The 24,220-nt window shown below is 30.9% G+C and carries 27 protein-coding genes; 17 read left to right on the top strand and 10 right to left on the bottom strand.

The window, feature by feature from the left end:
* The first annotated feature begins 1 nt into the window (after position 1).
* The 7 genes from VCM48_RS08980 to tsaB all read left to right on the top strand — a co-directional run bounded on the left by VCM48_RS08980 (position 2) and on the right by tsaB (position 4,744).
* On the top strand, positions 2-340 hold the full coding sequence (locus VCM48_RS08980; RefSeq protein ID WP_125066519.1) for a cytochrome C oxidase subunit IV family protein: 339 nt from the start codon (positions 2-4) through the stop codon (positions 338-340).
* A 66-nt stretch (positions 341-406) separates the two neighbouring features.
* Positions 407-1,054 carry a hypothetical protein gene (locus VCM48_RS08975; RefSeq protein ID WP_482270285.1) on the top strand — a complete coding sequence of 216 codons (648 nt, stop codon included), beginning with the start codon at positions 407-409 and terminating at the stop codon, positions 1,052-1,054.
* Positions 1,055-1,065: 11 nt separating this feature from the next.
* Complete coding sequence (locus VCM48_RS08970; RefSeq protein ID WP_482270284.1) at positions 1,066-1,713, top strand: SCO family protein; 648 nt, start codon at positions 1,066-1,068, stop codon at positions 1,711-1,713.
* A gap of 1 nt (position 1,714) precedes the next feature.
* A complete protein-coding gene (locus VCM48_RS08965; RefSeq protein WP_274638673.1) occupies positions 1,715-2,239 on the top strand; it encodes a DUF420 domain-containing protein in 525 nt (174 codons plus the stop codon).
* Positions 2,240-2,255: 16 nt separating this feature from the next.
* Entirely contained in the window at positions 2,256-2,444 is a 189-nt protein-coding gene (locus VCM48_RS08960) for a hypothetical protein (protein ID WP_274638672.1), read from the top strand.
* A 195-nt stretch (positions 2,445-2,639) separates the two neighbouring features.
* Positions 2,640-3,971, top strand: coding sequence for a TolC family protein (locus VCM48_RS08955; protein WP_482270283.1), 1,332 nt, complete (start codon positions 2,640-2,642; stop codon positions 3,969-3,971).
* A gap of 98 nt (positions 3,972-4,069) precedes the next feature.
* Complete coding sequence (gene tsaB, locus VCM48_RS08950) at positions 4,070-4,744, top strand: tRNA (adenosine(37)-N6)-threonylcarbamoyltransferase complex dimerization subunit type 1 TsaB (RefSeq protein ID WP_482270282.1); 675 nt, start codon at positions 4,070-4,072, stop codon at positions 4,742-4,744.
* Here the strand turns inward: tsaB and VCM48_RS08945 are convergent.
* The 3 genes from VCM48_RS08945 to VCM48_RS08935 form a co-directional block, all read right to left on the bottom strand.
* The gene (locus VCM48_RS08945) at positions 4,741-5,547 is read right to left on the bottom strand and encodes a mechanosensitive ion channel family protein (RefSeq protein ID WP_274638669.1); all 807 of its coding nucleotides are present in this window, start codon (positions 5,545-5,547) and stop codon (positions 4,741-4,743) included. The two genes, tsaB and VCM48_RS08945, sit on opposite strands and share 4 nt — an antisense overlap.
* 54 nt (positions 5,548-5,601) lie before the next feature.
* On the bottom strand, positions 5,602-5,955 hold the full coding sequence (locus VCM48_RS08940) for a DUF1304 domain-containing protein (RefSeq protein ID WP_482270281.1): 354 nt from the start codon (positions 5,953-5,955) through the stop codon (positions 5,602-5,604).
* A 76-nt stretch (positions 5,956-6,031) separates the two neighbouring features.
* Complete coding sequence (locus tag VCM48_RS08935) at positions 6,032-6,232, bottom strand: dodecin family protein (RefSeq protein ID WP_274638667.1); 201 nt, start codon at positions 6,230-6,232, stop codon at positions 6,032-6,034.
* A gap of 175 nt (positions 6,233-6,407) precedes the next feature.
* Here VCM48_RS08935 and VCM48_RS08930 point away from each other — a divergent pair, with 175 nt between their 5' ends.
* Positions 6,408-6,755: a toxin-antitoxin system YwqK family antitoxin gene (locus VCM48_RS08930; protein ID WP_121146607.1), complete on the top strand. Its 348-nt coding sequence runs from the start codon at positions 6,408-6,410 to the stop codon at positions 6,753-6,755.
* 55 nt (positions 6,756-6,810) lie between these two features.
* On the opposite strand, the gene VCM48_RS08925 is transcribed toward VCM48_RS08930, so the two are convergent.
* Both VCM48_RS08925 and purN read right to left on the bottom strand, forming a co-directional pair.
* Positions 6,811-7,449 (bottom strand): ribonuclease H1 domain-containing protein, encoded by a 639-nt coding sequence (locus VCM48_RS08925; RefSeq protein WP_440120165.1) that lies wholly within the window; start codon positions 7,447-7,449, stop codon positions 6,811-6,813.
* Positions 7,442-8,011, bottom strand: a complete 570-nt coding sequence (gene purN, locus VCM48_RS08920; protein WP_482270280.1) for a phosphoribosylglycinamide formyltransferase — start codon at positions 8,009-8,011, stop codon at positions 7,442-7,444. Before purN ends, VCM48_RS08925 begins: the two co-directional genes overlap by 8 nt.
* Positions 8,012-8,191: 180 nt before the next feature.
* Between purN and VCM48_RS08915 the strand changes: the two genes are divergently transcribed.
* The 5 genes from VCM48_RS08915 (at position 8,192) to pyk (ending at position 12,415) form a co-directional block, all read left to right on the top strand.
* On the top strand, positions 8,192-8,428 hold the full coding sequence (locus VCM48_RS08915) for an acyl carrier protein (protein ID WP_028891431.1): 237 nt from the start codon (positions 8,192-8,194) through the stop codon (positions 8,426-8,428).
* 6 nt (positions 8,429-8,434) lie between these two features.
* Entirely contained in the window at positions 8,435-9,685 is a 1,251-nt protein-coding gene (fabF, locus tag VCM48_RS08910) for a beta-ketoacyl-ACP synthase II (protein WP_274638664.1), read from the top strand.
* Positions 9,686-9,691: 6 nt separating this feature from the next.
* Positions 9,692-10,429, top strand: coding sequence for a ribonuclease III (gene rnc / locus VCM48_RS08905; protein WP_099215130.1), 738 nt, complete (start codon positions 9,692-9,694; stop codon positions 10,427-10,429).
* Between the two features lie 83 nt (positions 10,430-10,512).
* The gene (locus VCM48_RS08900) at positions 10,513-10,983 is read left to right on the top strand and encodes an IPExxxVDY family protein (RefSeq protein WP_099215131.1); all 471 of its coding nucleotides are present in this window, start codon (positions 10,513-10,515) and stop codon (positions 10,981-10,983) included.
* A gap of 4 nt (positions 10,984-10,987) precedes the next feature.
* Positions 10,988-12,415 carry a pyruvate kinase gene (gene pyk / locus VCM48_RS08895; RefSeq protein ID WP_482270279.1) on the top strand — a complete coding sequence of 476 codons (1,428 nt, stop codon included), beginning with the start codon at positions 10,988-10,990 and terminating at the stop codon, positions 12,413-12,415.
* 54 nt (positions 12,416-12,469) lie between these two features.
* On the opposite strand, the gene VCM48_RS08890 is transcribed toward pyk, so the two are convergent.
* Positions 12,470-14,770: a M28 family peptidase gene (locus VCM48_RS08890; RefSeq protein ID WP_482270278.1), complete on the bottom strand. Its 2,301-nt coding sequence runs from the start codon at positions 14,768-14,770 to the stop codon at positions 12,470-12,472.
* A 101-nt stretch (positions 14,771-14,871) separates the two neighbouring features.
* Between VCM48_RS08890 and VCM48_RS08885 the strand changes: the two genes are divergently transcribed.
* On the top strand, positions 14,872-15,339 hold the full coding sequence (locus VCM48_RS08885) for a CBS domain-containing protein (RefSeq protein ID WP_440120162.1): 468 nt from the start codon (positions 14,872-14,874) through the stop codon (positions 15,337-15,339).
* Here the strand turns inward: VCM48_RS08885 and VCM48_RS08880 are convergent, their stop codons facing one another.
* Positions 15,340-15,690 carry a hypothetical protein gene (locus VCM48_RS08880; protein WP_482270277.1) on the bottom strand — a complete coding sequence of 117 codons (351 nt, stop codon included), beginning with the start codon at positions 15,688-15,690 and terminating at the stop codon, positions 15,340-15,342. It abuts the gene before it with no gap.
* Complete coding sequence (locus VCM48_RS08875; RefSeq protein ID WP_482270276.1) at positions 15,680-16,222, bottom strand: GNAT family N-acetyltransferase; 543 nt, start codon at positions 16,220-16,222, stop codon at positions 15,680-15,682. Before VCM48_RS08875 ends, VCM48_RS08880 begins: the two co-directional genes overlap by 11 nt.
* A 171-nt stretch (positions 16,223-16,393) precedes the next feature.
* On the opposite strand from VCM48_RS08875, the gene VCM48_RS08870 reads away from it, so the two are divergent.
* The 3 genes from VCM48_RS08870 to VCM48_RS08860 all read left to right on the top strand — a co-directional run bounded on the left by VCM48_RS08870 (position 16,394) and on the right by VCM48_RS08860 (position 20,499).
* Positions 16,394-16,729, top strand: a complete 336-nt coding sequence (locus tag VCM48_RS08870; protein WP_440120159.1) for a single-stranded DNA-binding protein — start codon at positions 16,394-16,396, stop codon at positions 16,727-16,729.
* A 158-nt stretch (positions 16,730-16,887) separates the two neighbouring features.
* The gene (locus VCM48_RS08865; RefSeq protein ID WP_440120158.1) at positions 16,888-17,634 is read left to right on the top strand and encodes an energy transducer TonB; all 747 of its coding nucleotides are present in this window, start codon (positions 16,888-16,890) and stop codon (positions 17,632-17,634) included.
* An 18-nt stretch (positions 17,635-17,652) separates the two neighbouring features.
* Positions 17,653-20,499, top strand: a complete 2,847-nt coding sequence (locus tag VCM48_RS08860; protein WP_482270275.1) for a TonB-dependent receptor — start codon at positions 17,653-17,655, stop codon at positions 20,497-20,499.
* Positions 20,500-20,552: 53 nt separating this feature from the next.
* Here the strand turns inward: VCM48_RS08860 and VCM48_RS08855 are convergent, their stop codons facing one another.
* Together VCM48_RS08855 and VCM48_RS08850 are read right to left on the bottom strand one after the other, a co-directional pair.
* Positions 20,553-22,676 (bottom strand): Tex family protein, encoded by a 2,124-nt coding sequence (locus VCM48_RS08855; RefSeq protein ID WP_482270274.1) that lies wholly within the window; start codon positions 22,674-22,676, stop codon positions 20,553-20,555.
* Positions 22,677-22,743: 67 nt separating this feature from the next.
* Positions 22,744-24,195: a hypothetical protein gene (locus VCM48_RS08850; RefSeq protein WP_099215146.1), complete on the bottom strand. Its 1,452-nt coding sequence runs from the start codon at positions 24,193-24,195 to the stop codon at positions 22,744-22,746.
* Positions 24,196-24,220 lie beyond the last annotated feature (25 nt).

Raw genomic sequence — 24,220 nt, 5'->3', positions numbered from 1 at the left:
AATGGGTCACGCACACGAATCAAATACAAAAAGAATTTGGATTGTTTTAGCAATCTTAACAATAGTAACAACAGTAGAGGTAGCTTTAGGTATTGTGAAGCCAGCAAGTTTACACTTGCATGGATGGGGTACTAGTTGGTTAAACTGGATATTCATTATCTTAACAATTGTAAAGGCATACTATATTGCATGGGCTTTTATGCACTTAGAAGGAGAAAAGCCTTGGTTTAGACGTGCTATCGTTTGGACAGCTGTCTTCCTAATATGTTACTTAGTAACCTTAGTGTTAATAGAAGGTGGTTACTTATACGATACATTAGCACCATTAGTAAAATGGTAATCATATAAAATAAAAATTAAAGGTGGTGTTATAACCACCTTTTTTTATACTTAAATTTATAATAAAATGGATAAAACAAAAAGAAATATAGTATTGTTTGCACTATTTATTGTGCCATTATTGTTTTATATATTTTTATCATTAGGAATCAATAACTTTGCAAAGTTACCTGTACTTACAGAAAATGTAATTGATATTTCTTCAATAAGTAAAAAGCATCAGTTTGATAAAAGAATATCAATAGTTACCTTTTTAGGAAGTAATGTAGGAGAGGCAAAAGGTGAATTGTTTAACCTTAATGAAAAGATTTACAAACCATTTTATGGATTTAAAGATTTCCAGTTAATTGTTATTGCTTCAAGTAAGTCTAAGGAAGATGTAGAGAAACTTCAGAAAGAAATAGGAGCTTTTACAAACATGATAAAATGGAACTTTGTTTATGCTAGTGATACAGAAATAAAAGTATTGTATGATAGCTTTAAAACAAATCAGTCTTTAGATAAAAACCTACATTCTTCAAAGGCTTTTATAATTGATAAAAGTGGGAGTTTAAGGGGAAGAACAGATGATGAGGATAGTGCAGGAGGTAAGTTGTTTGGTTATAATATGAAGTCTGTAGCTGAATTAAACAATAAAATGAAAGATGATGTTAAGGTAGTATTGGCTGAATATCGTTTGGCATTAAAAAAGAATAACGCAGATAGAGAAATTTAAGGAAGACTCACATGAAAAAACAAAATTATTCATACATAGGTATTTCACTAATAGTATTGCTTTTTGGTATTTATGCAATTCCTAAAATTGTAGCACACTTCCAAACAGCTAATTTGCATAAATTCAATAAAGTGCCAGACTTTGAATTTATCAATCAAGACAGTGAAACAATCACTAATAAGGACTACGAAGGAAAAGTGTATGTAGTTGAGTTCTTTTTTGCCACTTGTCCTACTATCTGTCCTTTAATGAATGCACAAATGGTGGAAATTCAAAATGAATTTATGGGAAATCCGAATTTTGGGATAGCATCATTTTCAATTACACCTGAAATTGATACACCACATCAATTGAAAGAATATGCAAAGAATAACGGAATAAATCATAAAAATTGGCATTTATTAACAGGGAAGTCAGAGGATGTTGTATATGATTTATCAAATGAAGGTTTCAAGCTATATGCTGGTAAAGGAGAAGCGAGCCATGGTGGTTTTGAGCATTCAGGATTATTTGCTTTGGTAGATAAAGATGGATATATCCGTTCTCGATATGATGAACACGGAAACCCAATTATGTATTATCGTGCTTTAGATGAGCATAATTTTGGAAACCAAATTAGTGAGTTAAAAGAAGATATTAAGTTATTACTTAAAGAATAACATGAGTACAGCAGAAGAAAAAAAATATAAAAAGTTTATTACTATAGTTTCTATTGTAATTCCTATTGCAGTAGCTGCTTTATTTGGAATTAAAATACCTAATGTAGAGCCATTGTCTTTTTTGCCTCCCATTTATGCTAGTATAAATGGATTAACAGCAGTATTGCTTGTTGCTTCGGTAGTAGCAATTAAAAATGGTAAGAGAAAATTGCATGAACAATTAAATACTACGGCTATAATTTGCTCAGCATTATTCTTAGTAATGTATGTAGCGTACCATATGACTTCAGATTCTACTAAATTTGGAGGAGAAGGGATAATTAAATATGTATACTTTTTTATTTTAATAACTCATATATTATTATCAATCATCATTATCCCATTTGTCTTAATAACCTTTATGAGAGCTCGTTTGGGTAACTTTCCTGAGCATAGGAAAATTGCTAAAATTACATTTCCGTTATGGTTATATGTAGCGGTTACAGGAGTAGTTGTTTATTTAATGATATCACCTTATTATGTTTAAAAAGATTATACTTTTAATGTTTATTGCATTTTCGTTTGATGCTTCTGCACAATGTGCAATGTGTAAGGCAGTAATTGAAGGTGGTAATGAAACTATTGCTGAAGGAGTAAATAACGGAATTACTTATTTAATGGTGTTTCCATATATATTAGTCGGACTTTTATTTTACTTTATTTACCGTCATAAAAAGAAAGCTCAAAACTAATATTCTTAAGTTAAGAATATTTTTTGTAACATTTCTCAGTTTTAGTCGTCATATAGTCGCAGTAAAAAATAACTTATCGTTTTTACACGTTAGGTTACAAAATTGTTTGCTAGTTTTTCTAATTAATAGAAAAGCAATATATTTCTACTTTTAGAAATATAAACTAACTGAGTTTAAATAAAAAATATTGATCTTTTGAAAACTAAAATTGCATTATTTGCAGCTATTTTCAGTTCTATAGCTGTTTTTTCACAAAAACAATGGACACTTAAAGAGTGCGTAGATTACGCTCTAAAAAATAACATTACAGTTAAGCAAAACCGCTTAAGCGTTCAATTAGCTGAAAAGGACGTAGAAATATCTAAAGGAAATTTTTTACCTGATTTAAACGCTTCTTCAAGTGCTGGTTTTAGTTCTGGTTTATCACCAGATCAAACAGGAGTTTTAAAGAATACACAAAATTTTAATTCTTCATTCAGTCTGTCAAGTAGAGGAACTATTTTTAACGGTTTCAGAAATCTTAACCAAAAAAAACAGGCAGAATTGAGTGTTAAAGGAAGTGAGTTGGATTTAGCAAAAATAGAAAATGATATTTCTTTAAATGTAGTAAATGAATACTTAAATGTGTTGTTTGCTAAAGAAAATTTAGAGGTTGCAACAGTTCAAGCTGAGATTAGTAAAAAGCAAATAGAAAGAGCTAGAGCTCAGTTTGAAGGAGGAGTAATACCAAAAGGAGACTTATTAAATGTGGAGTCTACTGCTGCGAATGATGTTCAAAGTGTAGTATTACAAGAAAATACTTTGAGCATAGCTTTACTAAGGTTAAGTCAATTATTGCAAATTCCTTCTAAAGATTTTGATGTAGCTGATATTGAAGTAGGCTCACCTTCAGCAGCATTATTATATGATAACTCAGATATAGTATATGAAAAAGCATTAACTGCTTGGCCAGATATAGAAAGAGCAAAGTTAGATGTAAGTAATGCTGACTTAAGTATTGAGTTAGAAAAAGGAGCTTACTTGCCTAACTTGTCTTATTCAATAGGTGCAAGTAGTTCTTACTTTCACCAATTTAATAACCTATTTCCAGGTCAAAGTAATGACTACTTTTTCAAACAAACAAAAGATAGAATTAGGTATAACATAGGCTTATCACTAAATATTCCAATCTTTAATCGTTTTCAAACAAAAAACAGAGTCACTAAATCCATTATAAATAAAGAAGTTTCTGAACTTGCTTTAGAAAATCAGAAATTACAATTACAACAAGAAATAGAAAGCGCTTTTTTAGATGCAAAAGCAGCTGCTAAAACGTATGAAGCAGCACAAGTGTCATTAGAGGCTCAAAAAGAGGCTTTTAAAAATGCCCAAGTTAGCTATGACTATGGGTCAATGACTCAATTTGATTTTGATCAAGTACGTAATAGATTAGTGAATGCAGAAGGAGCAATGATTAGAGCTAAATACGATTATGTATTTAAAACGAAAGTATTGAAGTTTTACTACGGAGAGTCAATCGTTGACTAACTAAGAAAGATATATTTATTGTTGGAAGAGCCTTGTTAGAATTTTACTAATGAGGTTTTTCTTTATAATGTATCTTTGCCAAAAATAAATTTTCAGATTTGGCAACAATCTTACATATAGAAACTGCAACTAAAAACTGTTCGGTAAGCGTAGCAGATAAAGGTGAACTTTTAGCAATACAAGAGTTAAATGATGGGAATTATTCACATGCTGAAAAACTACACCCATTTATTCAGCAAGTTATGCAAGAAGCAAAACTTTCTTTTAATGATATTGATGCCGTTGCAGTAAGTAAAGGACCTGGTTCTTATACAGGATTGCGTATAGGAGTTTCAGCAGCAAAAGGTTTGTGCTTTGCATTTGATAAACCTTTAATATCTATTGAAACCTTACAATCGTTGGCTCATAAAGTTTCTATAAAAGAAGGAGTAATTATTCCGATGTTAGATGCTCGCCGTATGGAAGTATATGCAGCTGTATATAATTCTAAACACGAACGAGTAAGAGATATTAAAGCTGAAGTTATAGACGAAAATTCTTTTCAAGAGTATTTGTCTAAAGGAAAAGTATATTTTTTAGGAGATGGAGCAGAAAAGTGTAAAGAAGTTATTACGCACGAAAATACAGTTTTTATTGACGGAGAGTTTCCTTCAGCAAAAGAAATGGTAAAGTTAAGTTTTGATAAATACAAAAAAAACGACATCGAAGATGTCGCTTATTTTGAACCTTTTTATTTAAAAGATTTTGTGGTTACACCCGAAAAAAAGCGTTAACCCTCTTTATGAATTTCCACAGAGTGAGGGTAAGGAATTTCAATTCCAGCTTTATCTAAGGCAATTTTAGTGTTTTCAGTTATATCAAAGTATACAGCCCAATAATCTTCTGTTTTAGACCAAGGTCTCACAGCAAAGTTCACAGAGCTATCTGCTAATTCAGATACATTTACTGTAGGTGCAGGGTCTTTTAATACTTTAGGGTGAGATGTAATAACATTCATTAGTATTTCTTTAGTTTGTTTAATATCTGCATCATATGAAACACCAAAAGTTAAATCCACTCTACGAGTTCCTTCCGAAGAATAATTAACAATATTTCCATTAGATAAAGAACCGTTAGGAATAATTATTTCTTTATTAGATAATCCTGTAAGCTTGGTAGTAAAGATTTCAATCTCCTTTACAACACCAATTTCTCCTTGAGCTTCAATTAAATCACCTACTTTAAAAGGTTTAAAAAGCATAATTAAAACACCGCCAGCAAAATTACCTAAAGAACCTTGTAAAGCTAAACCAACAGCTAAACCAGCTGAGGCTAAAATAGCGGCAAAAGAAGTAGTTTCAACACCCAGTTTTGCTATTACTGTAATAATTAAAAGAATTTTTAAAGACCAGTTTAAAAGATTGGCTAAGAACTTTTGTAACGTAATATCTACATCTCTTTTAGACATTACTTTTTTAGCTGCTCTAAGAATTAAATTGATAATGTAAGAACCTACGATGTAAATAATAATAGCAACAATAGCTTTTGGAGCATATGTAACTATGAGGTCCTGAAATTTTTCTAAATACTTTTCCATTTCTTATGGTAAATTTTAGTTATTAATAAATGATTTTAGTTAGTAGTGGCTGATTTATAGCATTAGGCTAATTATTCCTAATAAAGCAGGTATAGACTGAATGACAAAAATACGAGGTTTTTTTGTAGAATAAGAACCATAAAGCCCTGCAATAAAAACACAGGTCATAAAAAATATCCCTACATCAATTTTTTGTGATACTATGGACCAAATTAAACCAGCAGCAAGAAAGCCATTGTATAAACCTTGATTGGCGGCCATAACTTTGGTTTCTTCAGCAAATGTTTTTGATTTTAGACCAAAAGTTTTCATTCCTTTAGGCTTGTTCCATAAGAGCATTTCTAGTACAAGAATGTATAAATGAATAAAAGCTACTAGAGCTAAAAGAGAATATTGTATAATGTTCATGATAATTAAAAGATAAAATATGCGGTTCAGGTAACTACCAAAACCGCACATAGTAAGTAGTTAGTTTATATTGAGGTTAATTTACTTCAAAAGTTACCTTTAGGTTTACTCTAAATTCAGTTATTTCATCATCATTAACAACCACACTTTGTGATTGTACAAAGGCGGATTTAATACCTTTAACTGATTTTGAAGCTTGTTTAATAGCTTTTCTTGTGGCATCTTCCCAACTTTTCTCAGAATTAGCTAAAATTTCAATAACTTTCATTACTGCCATAATAATTTTTTTTAAAGATTAATACATGTAAATATAAGGTTTTTAAAAAGCTTTTAAATTGACAAATTAGATCTTAAAAACTTCTAATGTTAATTTAATGTTATGTAAATGTTTCAAATATGTAAATTTTTTGTATATTTGTGTTAACAGGTATTAACTTTAAAAGATTTAGATTATGAAAAAATTAATAATAGCAGCTTGCGTGTTATCAGTATCGTTTTTACAAGCTCAAGATGTAGAACCAAAATATGAAGTTGAAGGTAATTTGGTGAAGGCCACTTATTTTTATGAAGATGGTACTATTAAAGAGCAAGGTTTTTTCAAAGATAAAAAGTTAACAGGTACTTGGACTTCTTTTGATAAGAAAGGAAACAAAGTGGCTATTGGTCATTATGAAGCAGGAAAAAAAGTAGGTAAGTGGTTTATGTGGAAAGAAGATGGATTGAAAGAAATCGACTTTAAAGATAATGCCATAGCAAGCGTACAAACTTGGAAGGAAGAGACCAAAATGGCAGTGAAATAAGTTAATATTTTGCAGAATAAGAGAATTAGACCGAGTATTTTATATACTCGGTTTTTTATTTTCTGCCAAAATCAGCAGGAATTTCACCCCAGGCTTTTGTTTCCCACTTTAACAAAGGGTTTTTAAATGAGTTTTGCTGTAACCAAGTTTCAGCACGTTTAATTAAGTCTAAAATCTCTTTATTAGAGCTATCAAATGTAATATTAGTTCTACACTGTTTCTTTTTAACCCAACTCATAGCTATCTTAGAATCTGAATAAATAGGTAGAGAGTTCATATTTTTACTCTTCAACAAAGCAATTCCATGTACAAGAGCTAAGAACTCACCAATATTATTAGTACCATTCTTAAATGGTCCCATTTTAAATACCTCCTTCTTGTTATGAGTTAAAACACCTCGATATTCCATTAAGCCAGGGTTTCCAGCACAAGCTGCATCAACAGAAATACTTTCTAAAATAGGAGAGCCATATTTGGCTTTTTCTTCTGAAGAAAGACTTATTTTCTTAGTGTCTTTTCCTTTATAGTCATTATAGCTTTTCTTTAAAGCTAATTCAGCTTCGTTTTTATCAGCAAAAGCTTTGTATTGTGCACCTGTAAAACCATCAATTTGCTTTTTACAAGCATCCCAAGAAGAAAAAACACCTGTTTTTTTTCCTTTCCAGACTACATAATATTTTTTCTTCTTACTCATTCTGTAATATTACCTCTTCAATAATCTTAGGAAAATGCATATATTCTAGTTCGTGAACTTTTTGAGCTATAGTTTCTGGAGTATCATCAGAAGAAATTGAGGTTTTAGCTTGGAAAATAATAGCTCCTTCATCGTAATTTTCATTTACATAATGAATGGTAATACCAGTTTCAGTTTCATTGTTTTCTTTAACAGCATTGTGTACATTCATGCCATACATTCCTTTTCCTCCATATTTTGGTAATAGAGCAGGGTGTATGTTTATTATTTTATTAGGAAAAGCATCAACAATTTTAGAAGGAATACGCCATAAAAAACCCGCTAATACAATAATATCAGCTTCAGCGAGTAAAAAATTCAATACAGTATTATCTTTACTAAAGCTTTCTCTATCAAATAATGATGCATCAACGTTTAGCTTTTCACAACGGTCAAAAACTTTGGCATGTTGGTTGTTAGAAAGCACATGAGTAACAATTGCAGTTTTAGTAGAATTGAAGTATTTTATGATGTTTTCGGCATTAGAACCAGAACCAGAAGCAAAAATTACGATGCGTTTCATGTTAAAATTTAGTTGTTTTGTTACTACAAAAAAAAGAATAATTATTAACAATGGTGGTGTTTGTAGCAAAATATTCAGGTATTTTTTTTATTTTAGACATCACATTTTTGAGCAAAAGTTAGAATTAATAACTAAGATTTGTATTTTTGCCTCGATTTTAAATTTTAAAACAAACAAATTATGTCAGACATTGCATCAAGAGTAAAAGCAATTATCGTAGACAAATTAGGAGTAGACGATAACGAAGTAACTAACGAAGCAAGCTTCACAAACGATTTAGGAGCAGATTCTTTAGATACAGTTGAGTTAATCATGGAATTCGAGAAAGAATTTGATATTCAAATTCCAGATGATCAAGCAGAAAACATTGGTACTGTAGGTCAAGCGATTAGCTATATTGAAGACGCAAAAAAATAAGATTATATGCAATTAAAACGAGTTGTAGTAACTGGACTTGGCGCATTAACGCCAATAGGAAACAATAAAGAAGAGTATTGGAATAGCTTGGTTAACGGAGTTAGCGGAGCAGCACCTATAACGTATTTTGATGCTGCCAAGTTCAAAACTCGTTTCGCATGTGAGCTTAAAGATTTCAACGCGACTGATTTTATTAACAGAAAAGAGGCGCGTAAAATGGATAGATTTACGCAGTATGCAATGGTTGCTTCTGATGAGGCAATTGCTGATGCTAAATTAAACCTTGATGACGTTAATAAATTAAGAGTTGGCGTTATTTGGGGAGCAGGTATTGGAGGCTTAGAAACATTTCAAAATGAGATGTTAAATTATGCTGAAGGAGATGGTTCTCCTCGTTTCAATCCGTTCTTTATCCCAAAAATGATTGCAGATATTGCTCCAGGAAATATTTCTATAAAAAATGGATTTATGGGGCCGAACTATACTACAGTATCTGCTTGTGCATCATCAGCTAATGCAATGATTGATGCTTTAAACTATATTCGACTAGGTCATTGTGATGTAGTTGTAACTGGTGGTAGTGAAGCTGCTGTTACAATTGCAGGTATGGGTGGTTTTAATGCTATGCATGCCTTATCTACTAGAAATGAAAGTCCAGAAACAGCTTCAAGACCTTTTGATGCTGAACGTGATGGATTCGTTTTAGGAGAAGGAGCAGGAGCAATAGTCTTAGAAGAATATGAACATGCAAAAGCTCGTGGAGCTAAAATTTATGCAGAAGTTATAGGTGGAGGGTTATCTTCAGATGCTTACCACATGACAGCACCACATCCTGATGGAATTGGTGTAATTGCAGTAATGAAAAACTGTCTTGAAAACGCTGGAATAAAACCAGAAGACGTAGACCATATCAACACTCACGGTACTTCAACCCCCCTAGGAGATGTTGCAGAATTAAAAGCAATCTCTGAGGTTTTTGGAGATCATGCTAAAAACATTAATATCAACTCAACAAAGTCTATGACAGGACATTTGTTAGGTGCTGCTGGTGCTATTGAAGCAATCGCTTCTTTATTAGCAATGGAGCACGGTGTTGTTCCCCCAACAATTAATCACACTAACGTTGATGAAAACATCAACCCAGAGTTAAACTTAACGTTAAACAAAGCTCAAAAAAGAGAGATTAAAGTTGCAATGAGCAATACATTTGGTTTTGGTGGTCATAATGCTTGTGTAGCCTTTAGAAAACTAGATTAATCTTTTATGAACTTTCTTCGTAGAATTGTTAAACCCCAAAACAAAGCGGATGAAAACTTCTACTACGAATTAAAAGAACTGCTTAATTTTAAACCAATTAAGTTATCGTATTATAAAAAAGCTTTTACGCATAGATCTTTAAAATTAGTAGATAGTAACGGTCGTCCTATTAACTACGAACGTTTAGAGTTTTTAGGAGATGCTATTTTAGGAACTGTAATTGCTTCTTATTTGTTTAAAAAAGTACCTGAGGGAGATGAAGGGTATTTAACTCAAATGCGATCTAAAATTGTAAGTAGAGAGCACTTAAATAACTTAGGAAAAGATCTAGAGTTAATAAGGTTTGTAAAAAGTAATATTTCTAAAGAGCATGTTAGTAATAATATTCATGGAAATATTTTTGAAGCTTTAATAGGAGCAATATACTTAGATAGAGGTTACAATTATTGTCATCAGTTTATTTATGAACAAGTAATAATGCCTTATGTAGATATTGAGCGATTAGAAGGTAAAATATCTAGCTACAAAGGTTTTGTTATAGAATGGTGTCAAAAACAGAAGAAGAAGTATAAGTTTGAATCATATGAAGATTCAGGTAACCAAAGTAAAAAACACTTCAGTGTACGTGTTAGTATTGATGGAAACATCATAGCTAAAGGTAGAGCAACATCTAAGAAAAAGGCAGAAGAAATTGCTGCAAAAAGAGTATATTTTGCTATGCAAAATCAAATGCTAAAATCTTAACACGTAAACAAAAACGTTTTCGTAAATTTTACATAGAATTTTCTATACATTCATTAATTTAGCAAAAACAAATAATTGTTTAGATGCCAATTTATGAGGTGAATATAAATGAATTTTCCAATGATGATTATACATTAATTGGAATTCATACTACTTTAAACGAGTATAAATTAGCATATCTATTAAACGAACATTTACAAATTAAGTTTAATAGAGCAGGTTACGATTTAGACTTTATTAAAAAAGGTAGTCAATCATCTTATACAGTATACGAATATACTAATGCAAAACTATGTCAAGATTGGTTTTTAATAGCAAATGTATTTAAGTCAACTCTTGAAGCAGAATCAATAAGTCTTTTTAATCAAAGTGATTCAATTACACGTTTGATACCAGAAAAGAAAAAAGTTGATTTTTTTTTAAAGTTAGAAGGAGATTTTGATTACGAATCAATTGTAAAAATTATAGAAGTAATAAAACAAATCCCTCAAATAATAACCTCTTATGAAATAGAGGTAAACTCATTAAAATCGAAAGATTTTTTAATTTTTTAATTATATGCCACACAACAAGAAAACAAAAATTGTAGCAACATTAGGCCCAGCAACAAACACGAAAGAAATTTTAGCAGATATGGCCGCAGCTGGTGTAAATGTTTTTAGAATTAATTTTTCACATGCCGACTATGAAGTAGTTAAAGAGCGTGTACGTCAAATACGTGAAATAAATGAAGAAAGAGGCTATAATGTAGCCATTTTAGCCGATTTGCAAGGCCCAAAACTAAGAGTAGGTGTAATGCAAGAAGGAGTAGAATTAAAAGCAGGAGATACTTTTACTTTTACTACAGAAAAATGTGAAGGAACACATGAGAAAGCATATATGACTTACCAGCGTTTTCCAAAAGACGTAAAGGTAGGAGAGAAGATTTTAGTTGATGATGGTAAATTACTATTTGAAGTAACAGCAACAGATAAGGAAAGTGAAGTTGTTACTAAAGTAGTTGTTGGTGGAGCTTTAAAGTCGAAAAAAGGAGTAAACCTACCAAATACTAAGATTTCATTACCAGCTTTAACTGAAAAAGACAAAAAGGATGTTGTTTTTGCGCTAGAGCAGGAAGTAGATTGGATTGCTCTTTCATTTGTAAGAACGCCTGAAGACTTACGTATTTTACGTGATATAATTAAACAGAAATCACGTTATAGAGTTCCTGTAATAGCAAAAATAGAAAAACCTGAAGCTGTTGAAAATATAGATGCTTTAATTCCGTATTGCGATGGATTAATGGTAGCACGTGGAGATTTAGGAGTAGAGGTACCTATGCAAGATGTGCCTTTAATTCAAAAGATGTTGGTTCGTAGAGCGAAACAGGCAAGAATTCCTGTAATTATTGCTACACAAATGATGGAAACTATGATTGAAAACTCTGTACCAACTAGAGCAGAGGTAAATGATGTAGCAAACTCTATTATGGATGGAGCAGATGCTGTAATGCTTTCAGGAGAAACTTCTGTAGGGAAACATCCTGTAAGAGTTATTCAAAAAATGACTGAAATTATTGGTAGTGTTGAGTTTTCAGATTTAATTGAAGTTCCACAAGAACCACCTCACATACGTACTAAAAGATTTATAACAAAATCAGTATGTCATCATGCAGCATTGATGGCTGATGATATCGATGCGGCAGCTATTTCAACTTTAACAAATAGTGGATATACAGCTTTTCAAATTTCTGCATGGAGACCAAAATCACATGTGTTAGCGTTTTCATCTGAAAAGAGAATCTTAGGAAAGTTAAATCTTTTATGGGGTGTAAGAGCTTATTTCTACGATAGAGAATTAAGTACTGATGATACTATTGAAGATATTAATGAAATAGCTAAAGAAAAAGGATATGTAAAATCGGGAGATTTTATAATTAACCTTTCTTCAATGCCTGTAAAAGCAAAAGGTATGGTAAACACGTTACGTGTTTCTCATATTGACTAAATAAAGATAACAAAAAATAAAAAAGCTCAACTTTTAAAGTTGAGCTTTTTTATTTTATAGTTTAAGTTTTCTTGTACAAATAATAGCATCATTAACCACAAAAGGCATTGGCATCATTATTCCACTTCTAGGTCGTATGGTAAACTTAGGATGCGATAATAAATCGTTTGATATCTCATTAATTACAATATCAGGCTCGGTGTTTTTATCAATTGTAAAAGAAATAGTCAAGTCTTTATCAGTATTTGCCATTTGATAAATTAACAAGGTTCCTTTATCAGCAACAAAAGCCTTTCCCTTATCGTATAAAGTTCCGTTAACAGTAAAATTAGTTAACTCTATTTGAGTGTTTGTATATAACTCGTATTTATCAATGTTACGAGTAGGAGTGATTGTAAAAGAAATACTTCGCTGGTTATTAATAATTGTATCTTGATTAATTTTGATGTTAGAAATACGGATATTTTTATTTTCAGCTTTTTGATAATAATTAAAAGAAGTGTTGTATTTACTTTTTCCTGCAATTAAATCAGCCCCACCTTGTTTAGAATCATCGCTAAAATACTGTTTTGTGTACCCGTCCAATGTTTTATTATGGCTTGCCCAATATGAAGTGTTAGTATCAGAATTTTGAATAAAAACTAAGCTATTAGGCTTTTTCTTTTCAATTGAAAAACCACTATTAAACGTTGCATATCCAAAGAATAATAATGCAAGAAAACCAGTCAACGTTTGCCATCCGTTTTTAGTTTTTTCCTGATAAAAAACAGGGAGCATTAATCCGAAAATAAACACCAAAAGTACGGCAGAAATAAATAATGTTTTTAAACCTAAGGCTACAGGAAATAATTGAATCATAGGAGCAATCATATATACTGTTGGAATAGATATAATTGCAAATAGCGTAGCTCTAGATGCCTTATTTATATTCATGAACAGTAAGATTGCTAAAATCAATAAAGAAGCAAAAACAGGAATAATAAAGAAGCCGGCTCCTGGTAAATTCATGTAAATTATAACATTTATAAACAATCCAAAAGTTATAGGAGCGACTAGTAAATCGATAGCTTTAGCTTCTTTTAGTTTATTATATACTTTAAAAAGAATCCAAAGGTTTAAAAGTACAAAAGCAATAATGTATTGATATCCATTATAGGTAAAACCATGGAGCATGTCGGTATATTGTGGATGGATAATCAACAACAGTTGCCATAATCCGTATGAAATACCTATGCATAATACTAAAGACAGTATGTAAGGAATAAAACCTTTCAATACACCTATTACTGTCATCTTCTTCTTATATATGCCTACTACAATCAGCACTATAAATAACAAAAAGGCAATGATTAGCATTGGTAGCACCCAAGAAAATGGATATGTTAACAACTTAGTAAAAGGAAAATTAACATAAATGTAATCAGTATCACTGTTTAAGTTAGTTAAATCAGCATTTGCAAAATAGTTTAATGAAGTTGTAAAATAATCTGCTTGATGTAATAATGTTTCTCTATTTAATCTTTCGTATGAATCTTGTTCAGTATGGTAATCAAAATGATCATCAATAAAGGCAAAATTAAATCCGTTAATATTGCCTTTTTCTCTAAAAACAGTTAAATCGGTATCATTAGGAAGCTTTTTATATACACCATACATTAAAGAATTGGCTGCTGGGTAATTTGGGTTAGCATTTAAAAATTCGGTTAATAATGTTTTATTTTTTCCATTAGTCTCCATCAACATATAACTTGAACCACCGCTACCACGAGCTTCAAAGTTCAGTACTAACCCAACGTCTTTTGCCCATGGATGATTTTCAACAAAAGCTTGTGCTCCTAAAAGACCTAACTCTTCAGCATCTGAAAAAAGTATAATAATATCGTTTTTAGGCGCTTTATTTGTTGCAAGGTAAGCTCTTATACCTTCTACAATAGTTACTACACCAGAGCCAGCGTCACTTGCTCCTAGTGATGAGTGAGGGTTGGAATCGTAGTGAGTTAGAAGTAATAAGGCTTTTCCGTTTTCGGTACCCTTAATTCTAGCAATTATATTTTCAGTAGTAGTAGCTGCTCTCCATTTTTTATTAATAGCAGTTTGATATTGAATTTCTGGCTCTAAATTTAGTTTTTGTAATTCTTGAACCAGATAATCTTGTACTTTTTTGTGTTCTTCAGATCCAGTATGATGGGGCTTTTGAGAAATGTTTTTTAAATGATACAGTGCATTATCAATTGAAAATTCAGTAGCACTAATTTCTTTTTTAGAAGAGGTTACACTTGGAAGTACATCTTTAAAGCTCCAATAAACAGTTAAAATAATGATGAGAACTGCAAGGTAATTTCTTGATGATTTCATAGTTGGATTTTAGTACTTATAAAAGTAAGTAATTTATTTTTTAAGAGGGGTTAATTGTAATCGATTAAAAATCAGTATATTTAAAAGTAAAATTTAAGATTATGGCAATTAAAAGTTTTCAAGGAAAGAGGACAAATACACCTCAAGAAGAGAATGTACCAATTTTGGTATCTGATTATATGACCAAAAAATTAATAACATTTAGAGAAGAACAACCTATTGAGGATGCAATAGATATACTTATTAAACATAAAATATCTGGAGGACCTGTTGTTAATGAAAAAAATGAATTAATAGGGATTATTTCTGAAGGTGATTGTATAAAACAAATATCAGAAAATAGGTATTATAACTCAACAATTGGTAAGAGTAACACGGTAGGAAAAGCGATGGTTAGAGAAGTTGAGACAATTGATGGAAATATGAATATTTTAGATGCTGCTAATAAATTTTTAAAATCACGTAGAAGACGTTTCCCTATAGTTCAAAATGGTAAGTTAGCAGGACAAATCAGTCAAAAAGATGTACTCATTGCAGCCATGAAGTTAAAAGGGAATACGTGGAAGTAATTAATCTTGTTTTACTAATAAATAAATTTCATTGTCTAACTCTAAATATCCTTGGTCATACACATAAAAATAGGTGCTACCTGCTTTTGTGGTGTAGAAAGATGTGATGAATTTAAAGTCAAAACCTCTATCAAATAACTTACGACGAGTTACTTTAGTTTTACCAGAAGTATTTAACTCAGAAAGAATTTTATAATTCTTTCGTAAGCGGTTGTTGGTATTTCTAATTAGGTTTTTACTCTCTTTGTTAACTTTGTTATTATATGCATTTCTACAATAATCAGAACAAAATTTTTTGTCAACTCTACCAATAACTTTATCTCCACATTCTAAGCACTTTTTATCGTTCATAGTCTGATTTTTTAAGTTCGTACCAGTTTACATCAATTCCCTTATAATCAAATTCATTTATAAAGTGTAGCCCTATTTTTTGTAGAATTTTGTTAGAACCAATATTTTCTACATCGGCAGCACCATAAATAAAATCATAATTCATTTTTTTAAAACCAAAATCTAAACAAGCAAAAGCAGATTCTGAAGCATAACCTTTGCCCCAAAAGCGTGGAATTAAACGATAACCAATATCAATAAAATTAGTAAAACCGTTTAAGGTTTCTTTTTCTCCTTGATTAAGTTTTAATCCAGACCAACCAATAAAATCACCAGAAGCTTTTTCTATACAAGCAAACCTACCAATACCCCTTTCTTTATACTGTTTTTGTATAAAAGCGATACTGTCCTCGGCTTGTTTGTGCGTCGTAATAGGATTGTTTCCTAAATACTTATGAACCTCTGGGTTAGAATCTAACTCAAACATACCTTCCAAATCACTTTCTTGGAATTCTCTTAAAATTAGACGTTCGGTTTCTAAATGAAATTTCATGCTATAGGAGTTTAAAATCAAAGATATTAAAAATAATTAAACGATTACATTCATTTACAAACGAAAACAAATGATTACTAACCGTTTTTAATTTGCATACTGTTTCATCTTTGCAGTGTCAATTCGATTGAATGACAAAGTCTTAACTGTTTAACAATAAAAATAAATATTATGAACGCACTAAAAAACAGAGTACAGTTAATTGGAAACTTAGGAAATACCCCAGAAATCATCACTTTAGAAAGTGGGAAAAAACTTGCAAAGTTTTCCATTGCAACTAATGAAACGTATAAAAATGCTCAAGGCGAAAAAGTAACTGATACACAATGGCACAATGTAGTTGCTTGGAATAAAACAGCAGAAATTATTGAAAAATATTTAGAAAAAGGAAAAGAAGTTATGATAGAAGGTAAGTTAACTTCTCGCTCTTTTGACGATAATGAAGGCAATAAACGTTATATAACAGAAGTAATTTGTAACGAATTACTAATGTTAGGAAACAAATAAGTGGGGATTTAGCTAAGAAAAAGATTTGAAAAAGAACGAGTTAATGTGTTAACTCGTTTTTTTTTAATAATTATTTTCTATATGTTAAAATTTTTATACATTCGCGCCACCAAACTTTTAACCTCAAACTAATTACTAGATAACTAAATTATACGTATATGAAAAATAATTTCTTTCTAGTAGTATTTTTATTTTACTTCTTTAATTCTTTTGCTCAGCAGGAAGTATGTGAATCTCCTGATGAGTCTGTATTGGATGTTAATAGTATAACAAAATGTACTATTGAGCCTGTAAAAAATTCAAAGAAAAAAGCAGATAGACAAATTAAAGTTAAAATATCTGCAAGTAAGAGGTATCTTAAGAAGAGAGTTGTCAAGAAAAAAGCAGCTCAAGCCTTAAGTTCAGTTAGTACTTTAAATGTTAACGATGTTTCAGCTTCTGAAGAGGTTAAGATAGAAAAAGTAAAAGAAGTTAAGGAAGAAATAGGTTATAAAGATAACTTAACAAGAATTACTGAGAAACTATCAAAAGAAGAACTATCAAAAGCAAAAAAGCTTTACTACGTAGAAAAAGTACCCTCTTTTGATAAATGTAAAAACTCAAAGAAAAAAGAAAGGCTTGATTGTTTTAACTTAGAAATGGTTAAGCATATTAATAAACATTTCCGTTATCCAGGAGAAGCAGTAAGAAATCATATTGAAGGAGAAGTATGGATTCGATTTGTGATAGACCGAGATGGTTATGTAACTAATATTAAAACTTTAGGTCCTGACGGAGGAGAAATCCTTAATGAAGAAGCTAGAAGAGTAGTATCTAAGCTACCACGCTTTGAGCCAGGTAAAAATAAAGGAAAACGAGTGCCTGTAAAGTATGGTTTTCCAATTAACTTTTCACTAGAAGAATAAAAATCAATTAAATTTAAAATGTTACAAAAACAATTAGTAATGATTGTTTTTACCTTAGCTGCTATAACAAGTTATGCGCAGGTAAAAATATCAGGTTCTGTATACGATGAATATTTAGAGCCGTTTTACAATGCAAAAATTTCAAGTGGTGATAACTTTGCCGTTTCGGACGAGGAAGGAAATTTTACAATCGTTTTATCAAGCAATACGTTACCTCAAACATTAACAGTTTCTGCTTTTGGTTTTAAAACAGAAGAGGTATCGGTTATATCTTTTGAAAAAAGGGTAAACGTAGTTCTAAAAGAAAACTTGTTATTAGATCAAGTAATTATTTCTGCTTCAAGAGTTCCTGAAAGAATTATAGAATCTCCAGTAACAGTTGAAAGATTAGGTCTTGCTGATATAAGAAAGAACACTTCTAACTCTTTTTACGATGGGTTAACTAATTTAAAAGGAATTAATTCTAGAGAAGGTAGTTATGGTTTTAAATCAATAAATACTAGAGGGTTTGCTGATTTTGCTAACACACGTTTTGTGCAAATGATTGACGGAATGGATACAGCAGCACAAGCATTGAGTTATAGTACAGGGAATTTTTCTGGAGTTTCTGAACTGGATATCCAAAGTGTTGAAATTTTACCAGGAGCATCTTCTGCATTATATGGAGCCAATGCCTATAATGGTATTATGCTTATGAATACCAAAAATCCTTTTGATCATACTGGAATAACGACTATGTTTAAAAGTGGTTATACAAGTCAAGAGGCTGGAGGAAACAATCCTTTTTATGATGTTGCAGTAAGAATGGGATATAAGTTTAATGATGTTTTTGCCGCAAAAGTTAACTTTTCATACTATGAAGCTGAAGAATGGCATGCGAATGACTTAAGAAATAAAGAAATTGATACTAACGAGGTAATAGAAGGAACAAAAGACCCTATTAATTATGATGGAGTAAATACCTATGGAGATGAAAGTTTTCGAGATTTAAGCCTTGATGATAGTAATATTGATTGGGGTACTCTTTTAAGAAGAACGGGGTATACAGAAGCGGAGCTTGTTAGAAATAATTTTAAATCGAAAAATGCTAGGTTTTCAGGGTCTTTATATTTCAGACCTTTTAAAGATGAATCATTAGAGATTCAACTAACTTCAAGATTATCATTACGTGATAACCTTTTTCAAGGAACAAGTAGGTTAGCTCAACGTAATTACTTTATTGGACAACATAAATTAGAGGTAAAAGGGAATGATTTTTACATAAGAGGGTACTATACAGGGAATGATTCTGGGAATTCTTATGATTTAACAAGAACAGGAAATGCTTTAAATGATGCAGCTAGTTCTATGTTTGATTACGCTCAAGATTTTTATGATCAGAGGTACAATGAAGAAACATCAGTAGAAGATGCAAGGGCTTTCGCAGACAGAAATAGATTGTTGCCAAATACAAGTGCGTTTAATAAAGAGTTTAATAAAATAACAGGAACATTGATATCTGATGGAGGAAGTAAGATTTATGAAAAAAGTTCTTATACTCATTTAGATGGTAACTACAATTTTAAAAGACTATTAAACGACTGGGCTGATTTACAAGTAGGAGCTTCTTACCGTGAGTATAATCCAAACTCTAAAGGGACTTTGTTTAATGATAAAGAGGAAAAAGTTAGTATAGAGGAGTATGGGGTATATACACAGATTCAAAAGAAATTTTTTGAAGAAAGATTAAAATTGACAGGGTCTATTCGTTATGACGAATCTGATAATTTTGAAGGGAACTTTTCTCCTAGGCTAGCTGTAAATTATGCGTTAGGTGAAGAGAAAAACCATGTGTTAAGGGCATCATACCAAACAGGTTTCCGTAACCCAAGTATACAAGAACAGTATATGTTTTTTGAGGCAGGATTAAAAACTAACGTTGGGGCTATAGGAGATAATTTAAGTCGCATATCTTATCCAGATAGTTACTATAAAAGATGGGATGAACAGAATGACGAATATGTTTATGATACTAGAACGGTAGAAGGAAAGGAACTTCTTAATAATGCACTATTAACCAAGAGTGTTTTTAGTGAAAACCCTACTTTTTTAAAGTCAGATTATAAAGAATTGGTGCCTGAAGTTGTAAAAACAATTGAGTTAGGGTACAGAAGCATGTTTCGTTTAAACAATGAAACAAATGTAGATGTAGATGTTAATGCTTTTTACAGTAGACATGATAACTTTGTATTTACACAAGATATATTTGTATTAAATGGAGGAGAAGTGTATCCTTATGGAAATAGAAAAGCAACAGAAGCTGAATTAGAAGAGCCTCAAAATAAATATGGGTATATTGTAGATGGTGTTGTTGTTCTTGATGATGAAGCAACTCAAACAATGTTTTCAGAATATGGAGCTTTAGGAAGAGAGTTTAACATTATGACGAATGCTAAATCACAGGTAGAATCATATGGTTTTGGTTTTGGAATGCATACAAAATTATTTAGCAATTTTGATTTTGGTCTTAACTACAACTTTATTGATTTCACATATGAGGATAAAGATTATGGATTATTTGAACCTAACTTTAATACACCAAAGCATACTGTAAAGGCACAGTTTGGTAACGAAAATCTTTTTAATAATTTTGGTTTTGGAGTAAGTGCAAGATGGCAAGACAAATATAGATGGGTTTCAAATTTTGTAAAAGGAGATGTTGCTGAAAGAACAGTAATTGATGCACAGTTAAACTATAGAATTCCATCAATTAAGTCTAGAATTAAAGTTGGAGGAACAAACTTATTTGGAAAAGAGTATTATGTTGCCCCTGGATCAGGAAAAGTTGGACAACTATACTATATATCTTGGGTAATTAATAACTAAGAAGTTATTCATATAAAACAAAAGCGAGCTAATTAATTAGCTCGTTTTTTTATTTAATAATTCATACTTAATTGAATACGTTTTCTTGTAGCATCAACTTCTAATACTTTAACTTGAACGTGTTGATGCAAGCTTACATGCTCATTTACATCTTTAACAAAAGTATCAGATAGATTAGAAACATGCACTAAACCACTTTCTTTAATTCCAATATCAACAAAACAACCAAAATTGGTAATGTTGTTTACAATGCCTGGAAGTATCATACCTTCTTTTACATCATCAATCGTTTTAATATGTTCGTTAAAGCTAAAAGCTTTGGCTTTTTCACGAGGATCTAACCCTGGTTTTTCCAATTCTTTTACAATATCCTGTAGTGTAGGTAGTCCGTAAGAATCAGTTACGTATTGTTGTAATTTAATTTGTTTCAAAGCAGATGAGTTTCCAATTAAATCACCTACCTTTTTATCAGCATCTTTGGCAATTTGTTTTACTAATGCATATCGTTCAGGGTGTACTGCTGAATCATCTAAAGGATTGTCTCCATTCTTAATTCGCAAAAATCCTGCTGATTGTTCAAAAGCTTTTCCTCCCAAGCGAGGTACTTTTTTAATAGCGGTTCTGTTAGTAAAAGCACCGTGTTCATTTCGGTAATTCACAATATTTTCTGCTAATTTAGGACCAATTCCTGAAACATAACTCAATAAAGAAGCACTAGCTGTATTAACATTTACACCAACTTTGTTTACACAGTGTTCAACTACGGTATCTAACGATTTTTTTAGATGTGTTTGATCTACATCGTGTTGATATTGCCCAACGCCGATTGATTTAGCTTCAATTTTAACCAATTCAGCTAAAGGATCAGCTAATCGACGTCCGATTGAAACTGCACCACGAACTGTTACATCATAATTAGGAAATTCATCTCGTGCAATTTTTGAAGCAGAATAAATAGAAGCTCCTGCTTCACTTACTACAAATACTTCTACAGGATTTTTAAAATACACACGTTTCACTAATTGCTCTGTTTCTCTGGAAGCAGTTCCGTTACCAATCGCAATAGCTTCAATTTTATATGCATCAGCCAATGAGCTAAGTTTGTTCATTGCCTCTTTAGACTGATGCTGTGGTGCATGTGGAAAAATAGTTTCGTTATGTAATAAATCGCCTTGTTCATTTAAACACACTACTTTACAACCTGTTCTAAATCCAGGGTCAATGGCTAAAATTCGTTTTTCACCCAAAGGTGACCCTAATAGTAATTGTTGTAGGTTTTTTGCAAACACTTTAATAGCGCTTTCATCTGCTTTTTCCTTGGCAATAGACAAAGCTTCATTAGATAAAGCAGGAAAAAGTAAACGTTTATAAGCGTCAGCAATTGCTATTTCAATTTGTTCAGCACATTCGTTGTGTGAGCGAATAATTCTGTCTTCTATTTTTTGAAGCGTTCGTTCATTATCAATACTAATCTTAACACGAATAAAACCTTCTTTTTCGGCACGTAAAATAGCTAATAATCGGTGAGAAGGAATGCGACTTAGGTTTTCTTCCCAATCAAAATAATCTTTAAATTTTTGAGCTGCTTCCTCGTCTTTTTTAGTTTTGATAACCTTGGTTGCAATGGTAGCAAAACGCTCTAATTGGTAACGAATGTTATTACGGATATCAGTTCGTTCATTAATCCATTCCGCAATAATATGACGAGCGCCTTCTAAAGCTTTTTCTTCAGATTCAACTTCGTTATTTATATATTTTGAAGCCGTGTAGTCTAAATCGTTTACACGTTGACTCATAATCATTTTCGCCAAAGGTTCTAAGCCATTTTTACGAGCGGTTTCTGCTTTAGTTTTACGTTTCTTTTTATAGGGAAGGTAAATGTCTTCTAAAGTGGTTAAATCTTTAGTTTTTTCAATTTTAGCTTTCAACTCGTCTGTTAAAGCATCTTGTTCTTCAATAGCTTTTAAAATGGCTGTCTTTCGTTTTTCTAAGGCTTCAAATTGCTCTTTAAGTTGAACTATTTGTCCAATTTCAACTTCATCTAAATTACCTGTTTTTTCTTTTCGGTAACGGGCTATAAAAGGAACTGTACAATCCTCGTTTAATAATTCAATCGTATTTTGAATTGATTTTTGTGAAATTTGAGTACGAGAGGTTATGTAGGAGATAAGTTGCATTGAAAGTTATTTTAAATAAAAAAACCTCGCATGAATAGCGAGGTTTCAAATATAGTAAAAGGTTAATTTATCTTGTGAATTTTCTTAAGTGATATGTTTTGTCACTAGGGGTATAATCACTTCTGATATAAAAATCTTTATATTTAAAAATAGTGTAACCAATATCACTTTTTTTAGGAGTGCTTTTTATTTTATCAAAAATATTTTTAGGTACTTCGGCATCTTTAATATGTTCAAAATTAGTGTCAAATAAACATTCAATTTGAGTTGATTTTGTATTGGTAAAAGAATTATATGCAAACATAGTAGGGTTAAAGAAAAGGTTCACATTTACACTTCCTACACTAGCTATTGCTCCACCTATTCCTCCGAAGCCCCCCATCATCATTGGAGCAGCAGTTCTTTGTTCAACATAACCTCCTAGAGTAAGTAAATAAGTGTTTTTGTTTTTTATGACTGAAACCCCAATTTTACCAGCCGTTATTTTACGTAAAAACTTTTTGGTTTTTTCTAGCTCTCTATAGCCATTATAAAACCCTCCTTTTTGAATAATGGGAGTGTTTTTAAAGAGTATTTCTTCATCTTGATTGACTGCATATTCTTTTATGAAATTACCTGTTGAATAGTCTAAAATATACATTGATAAAATATTTTTTGTAGCAGCTACTACAGCTATTTTATCATCAAAAATAAAGGAGTTTGTTTTTTTTCTTCCAGATTTAACATTAGAAAGAGGTTTATTAAAAGTTACTGTAGAAACTTTATAATTTGTCAAGTTTACTGTAAATAATTGCGTTGTATTTTCATTATTGTCAAAAGAAATAATAAGATTATCATCTTTTAAATACATTTTGGCAGTCTCAGAAACTGATTCAATTGAATTAGGAGTATTTTCTTCAAACTTTTTGATAGGTGAGTAATTAAAAGGTAACAGCAAATCTATAACTCTTACTTTTTTATTCTTTTTGTTGAGAAGTTTTAGTTCAGCAATGTCTAATGGAATGTATTGTAAGTTACCATCTTCATTAAGATAGTTTAGATATATACTACCATCCATTTTATTTCCAGAGATAATATAAAACTTGTTTTTTAAAGAAACTGTTTGGATAAAAGTTTGTCCAGAAGGAAGTAAAAATTCTTTTACTGTATTTTTTTTATCATTAAAAGAAAAACTTACAGAAGCAAATTGTGTATTACTTTTATTAGTTAAAAATATTTTATATTCATTACCATAAATACTACTTCCTAAAAGTATTTTATACTTCCTTTTTTTAGTTTCAGATGAAAGTTGACCAGTTAATTTAAATTCATCATTAAATTTATATGCATACACATTTTTAGCGTCAGCAATTAAAATAGCTAAATCATTATTTTTTGTGTTTACAACAGGAATTACATCTTTAATATCTGTTGAATTTTCTTTTAAAAAGTTTTTAAAGCTAGCAATTTCTGTTTGAGCAAATAAAGAGCTATACATAAACCCTATTAAAAATAGGATATTCATACAATTTTTTTTCATTCTTAGTTATTATTAGGAGTAAAAA

The organism is Tenacibaculum sp. DPLXC6 (assembly GCF_056815515.1).
The sequence above is the reverse complement of the archived record's forward strand: the minus strand, read 5'-3'. Positions and strand labels throughout refer to the sequence as shown.

Excerpts from the sequence above, each read along its gene's own strand:
- VCM48_RS08960 (WP_274638672.1), top strand. The coding sequence starts at position 2,256 with ATGTTTATTGCATTTTCGTTTGATGCTTCTGCACAATGTGCAATGTGT.
- VCM48_RS08850 (WP_099215146.1), bottom strand. The coding sequence starts at position 24,195 with ATGAAAAAAAATTGTATGAATATCCTATTTTTAATAGGGTTTATGTAT.
- VCM48_RS08975 (WP_482270285.1), top strand. The coding sequence starts at position 407 with ATGGATAAAACAAAAAGAAATATAGTATTGTTTGCACTATTTATTGTG.
- pyk (WP_482270279.1), top strand. The coding sequence starts at position 10,988 with ATGCCACACAACAAGAAAACAAAAATTGTAGCAACATTAGGCCCAGCA.
- VCM48_RS08875 (WP_482270276.1), bottom strand. The coding sequence starts at position 16,222 with ATGAAATTTCATTTAGAAACCGAACGTCTAATTTTAAGAGAATTCCAA.
- VCM48_RS08925 (WP_440120165.1), bottom strand. The coding sequence starts at position 7,449 with ATGAGTAAGAAGAAAAAATATTATGTAGTCTGGAAAGGAAAAAAAACA.
- VCM48_RS08855 (WP_482270274.1), bottom strand. The coding sequence starts at position 22,676 with ATGCAACTTATCTCCTACATAACCTCTCGTACTCAAATTTCACAAAAA.
- VCM48_RS08880 (WP_482270277.1), bottom strand. The coding sequence starts at position 15,690 with ATGAACGATAAAAAGTGCTTAGAATGTGGAGATAAAGTTATTGGTAGA.
- purN (WP_482270280.1), bottom strand. The coding sequence starts at position 8,011 with ATGAAACGCATCGTAATTTTTGCTTCTGGTTCTGGTTCTAATGCCGAA.
- VCM48_RS08945 (WP_274638669.1), bottom strand. The coding sequence starts at position 5,547 with ATGGAAAAGTATTTAGAAAAATTTCAGGACCTCATAGTTACATATGCT.
- VCM48_RS08885 (WP_440120162.1), top strand. The coding sequence starts at position 14,872 with ATGGCAATTAAAAGTTTTCAAGGAAAGAGGACAAATACACCTCAAGAA.
- VCM48_RS08860 (WP_482270275.1), top strand. The coding sequence starts at position 17,653 with ATGTTACAAAAACAATTAGTAATGATTGTTTTTACCTTAGCTGCTATA.
- VCM48_RS08915 (WP_028891431.1), top strand. The coding sequence starts at position 8,192 with ATGTCAGACATTGCATCAAGAGTAAAAGCAATTATCGTAGACAAATTA.
- rnc (WP_099215130.1), top strand. The coding sequence starts at position 9,692 with ATGAACTTTCTTCGTAGAATTGTTAAACCCCAAAACAAAGCGGATGAA.
- VCM48_RS08890 (WP_482270278.1), bottom strand. The coding sequence starts at position 14,770 with ATGAAATCATCAAGAAATTACCTTGCAGTTCTCATCATTATTTTAACT.
- VCM48_RS08935 (WP_274638667.1), bottom strand. The coding sequence starts at position 6,232 with ATGGCAGTAATGAAAGTTATTGAAATTTTAGCTAATTCTGAGAAAAGT.
- VCM48_RS08940 (WP_482270281.1), bottom strand. The coding sequence starts at position 5,955 with ATGAACATTATACAATATTCTCTTTTAGCTCTAGTAGCTTTTATTCAT.
- VCM48_RS08900 (WP_099215131.1), top strand. The coding sequence starts at position 10,513 with ATGCCAATTTATGAGGTGAATATAAATGAATTTTCCAATGATGATTAT.
- VCM48_RS08970 (WP_482270284.1), top strand. The coding sequence starts at position 1,066 with ATGAAAAAACAAAATTATTCATACATAGGTATTTCACTAATAGTATTG.
- VCM48_RS08980 (WP_125066519.1), top strand. The coding sequence starts at position 2 with ATGGGTCACGCACACGAATCAAATACAAAAAGAATTTGGATTGTTTTA.
- VCM48_RS08865 (WP_440120158.1), top strand. The coding sequence starts at position 16,888 with ATGAAAAATAATTTCTTTCTAGTAGTATTTTTATTTTACTTCTTTAAT.
- VCM48_RS08930 (WP_121146607.1), top strand. The coding sequence starts at position 6,408 with ATGAAAAAATTAATAATAGCAGCTTGCGTGTTATCAGTATCGTTTTTA.
- VCM48_RS08965 (WP_274638673.1), top strand. The coding sequence starts at position 1,715 with ATGAGTACAGCAGAAGAAAAAAAATATAAAAAGTTTATTACTATAGTT.
- fabF (WP_274638664.1), top strand. The coding sequence starts at position 8,435 with ATGCAATTAAAACGAGTTGTAGTAACTGGACTTGGCGCATTAACGCCA.
- VCM48_RS08870 (WP_440120159.1), top strand. The coding sequence starts at position 16,394 with ATGAACGCACTAAAAAACAGAGTACAGTTAATTGGAAACTTAGGAAAT.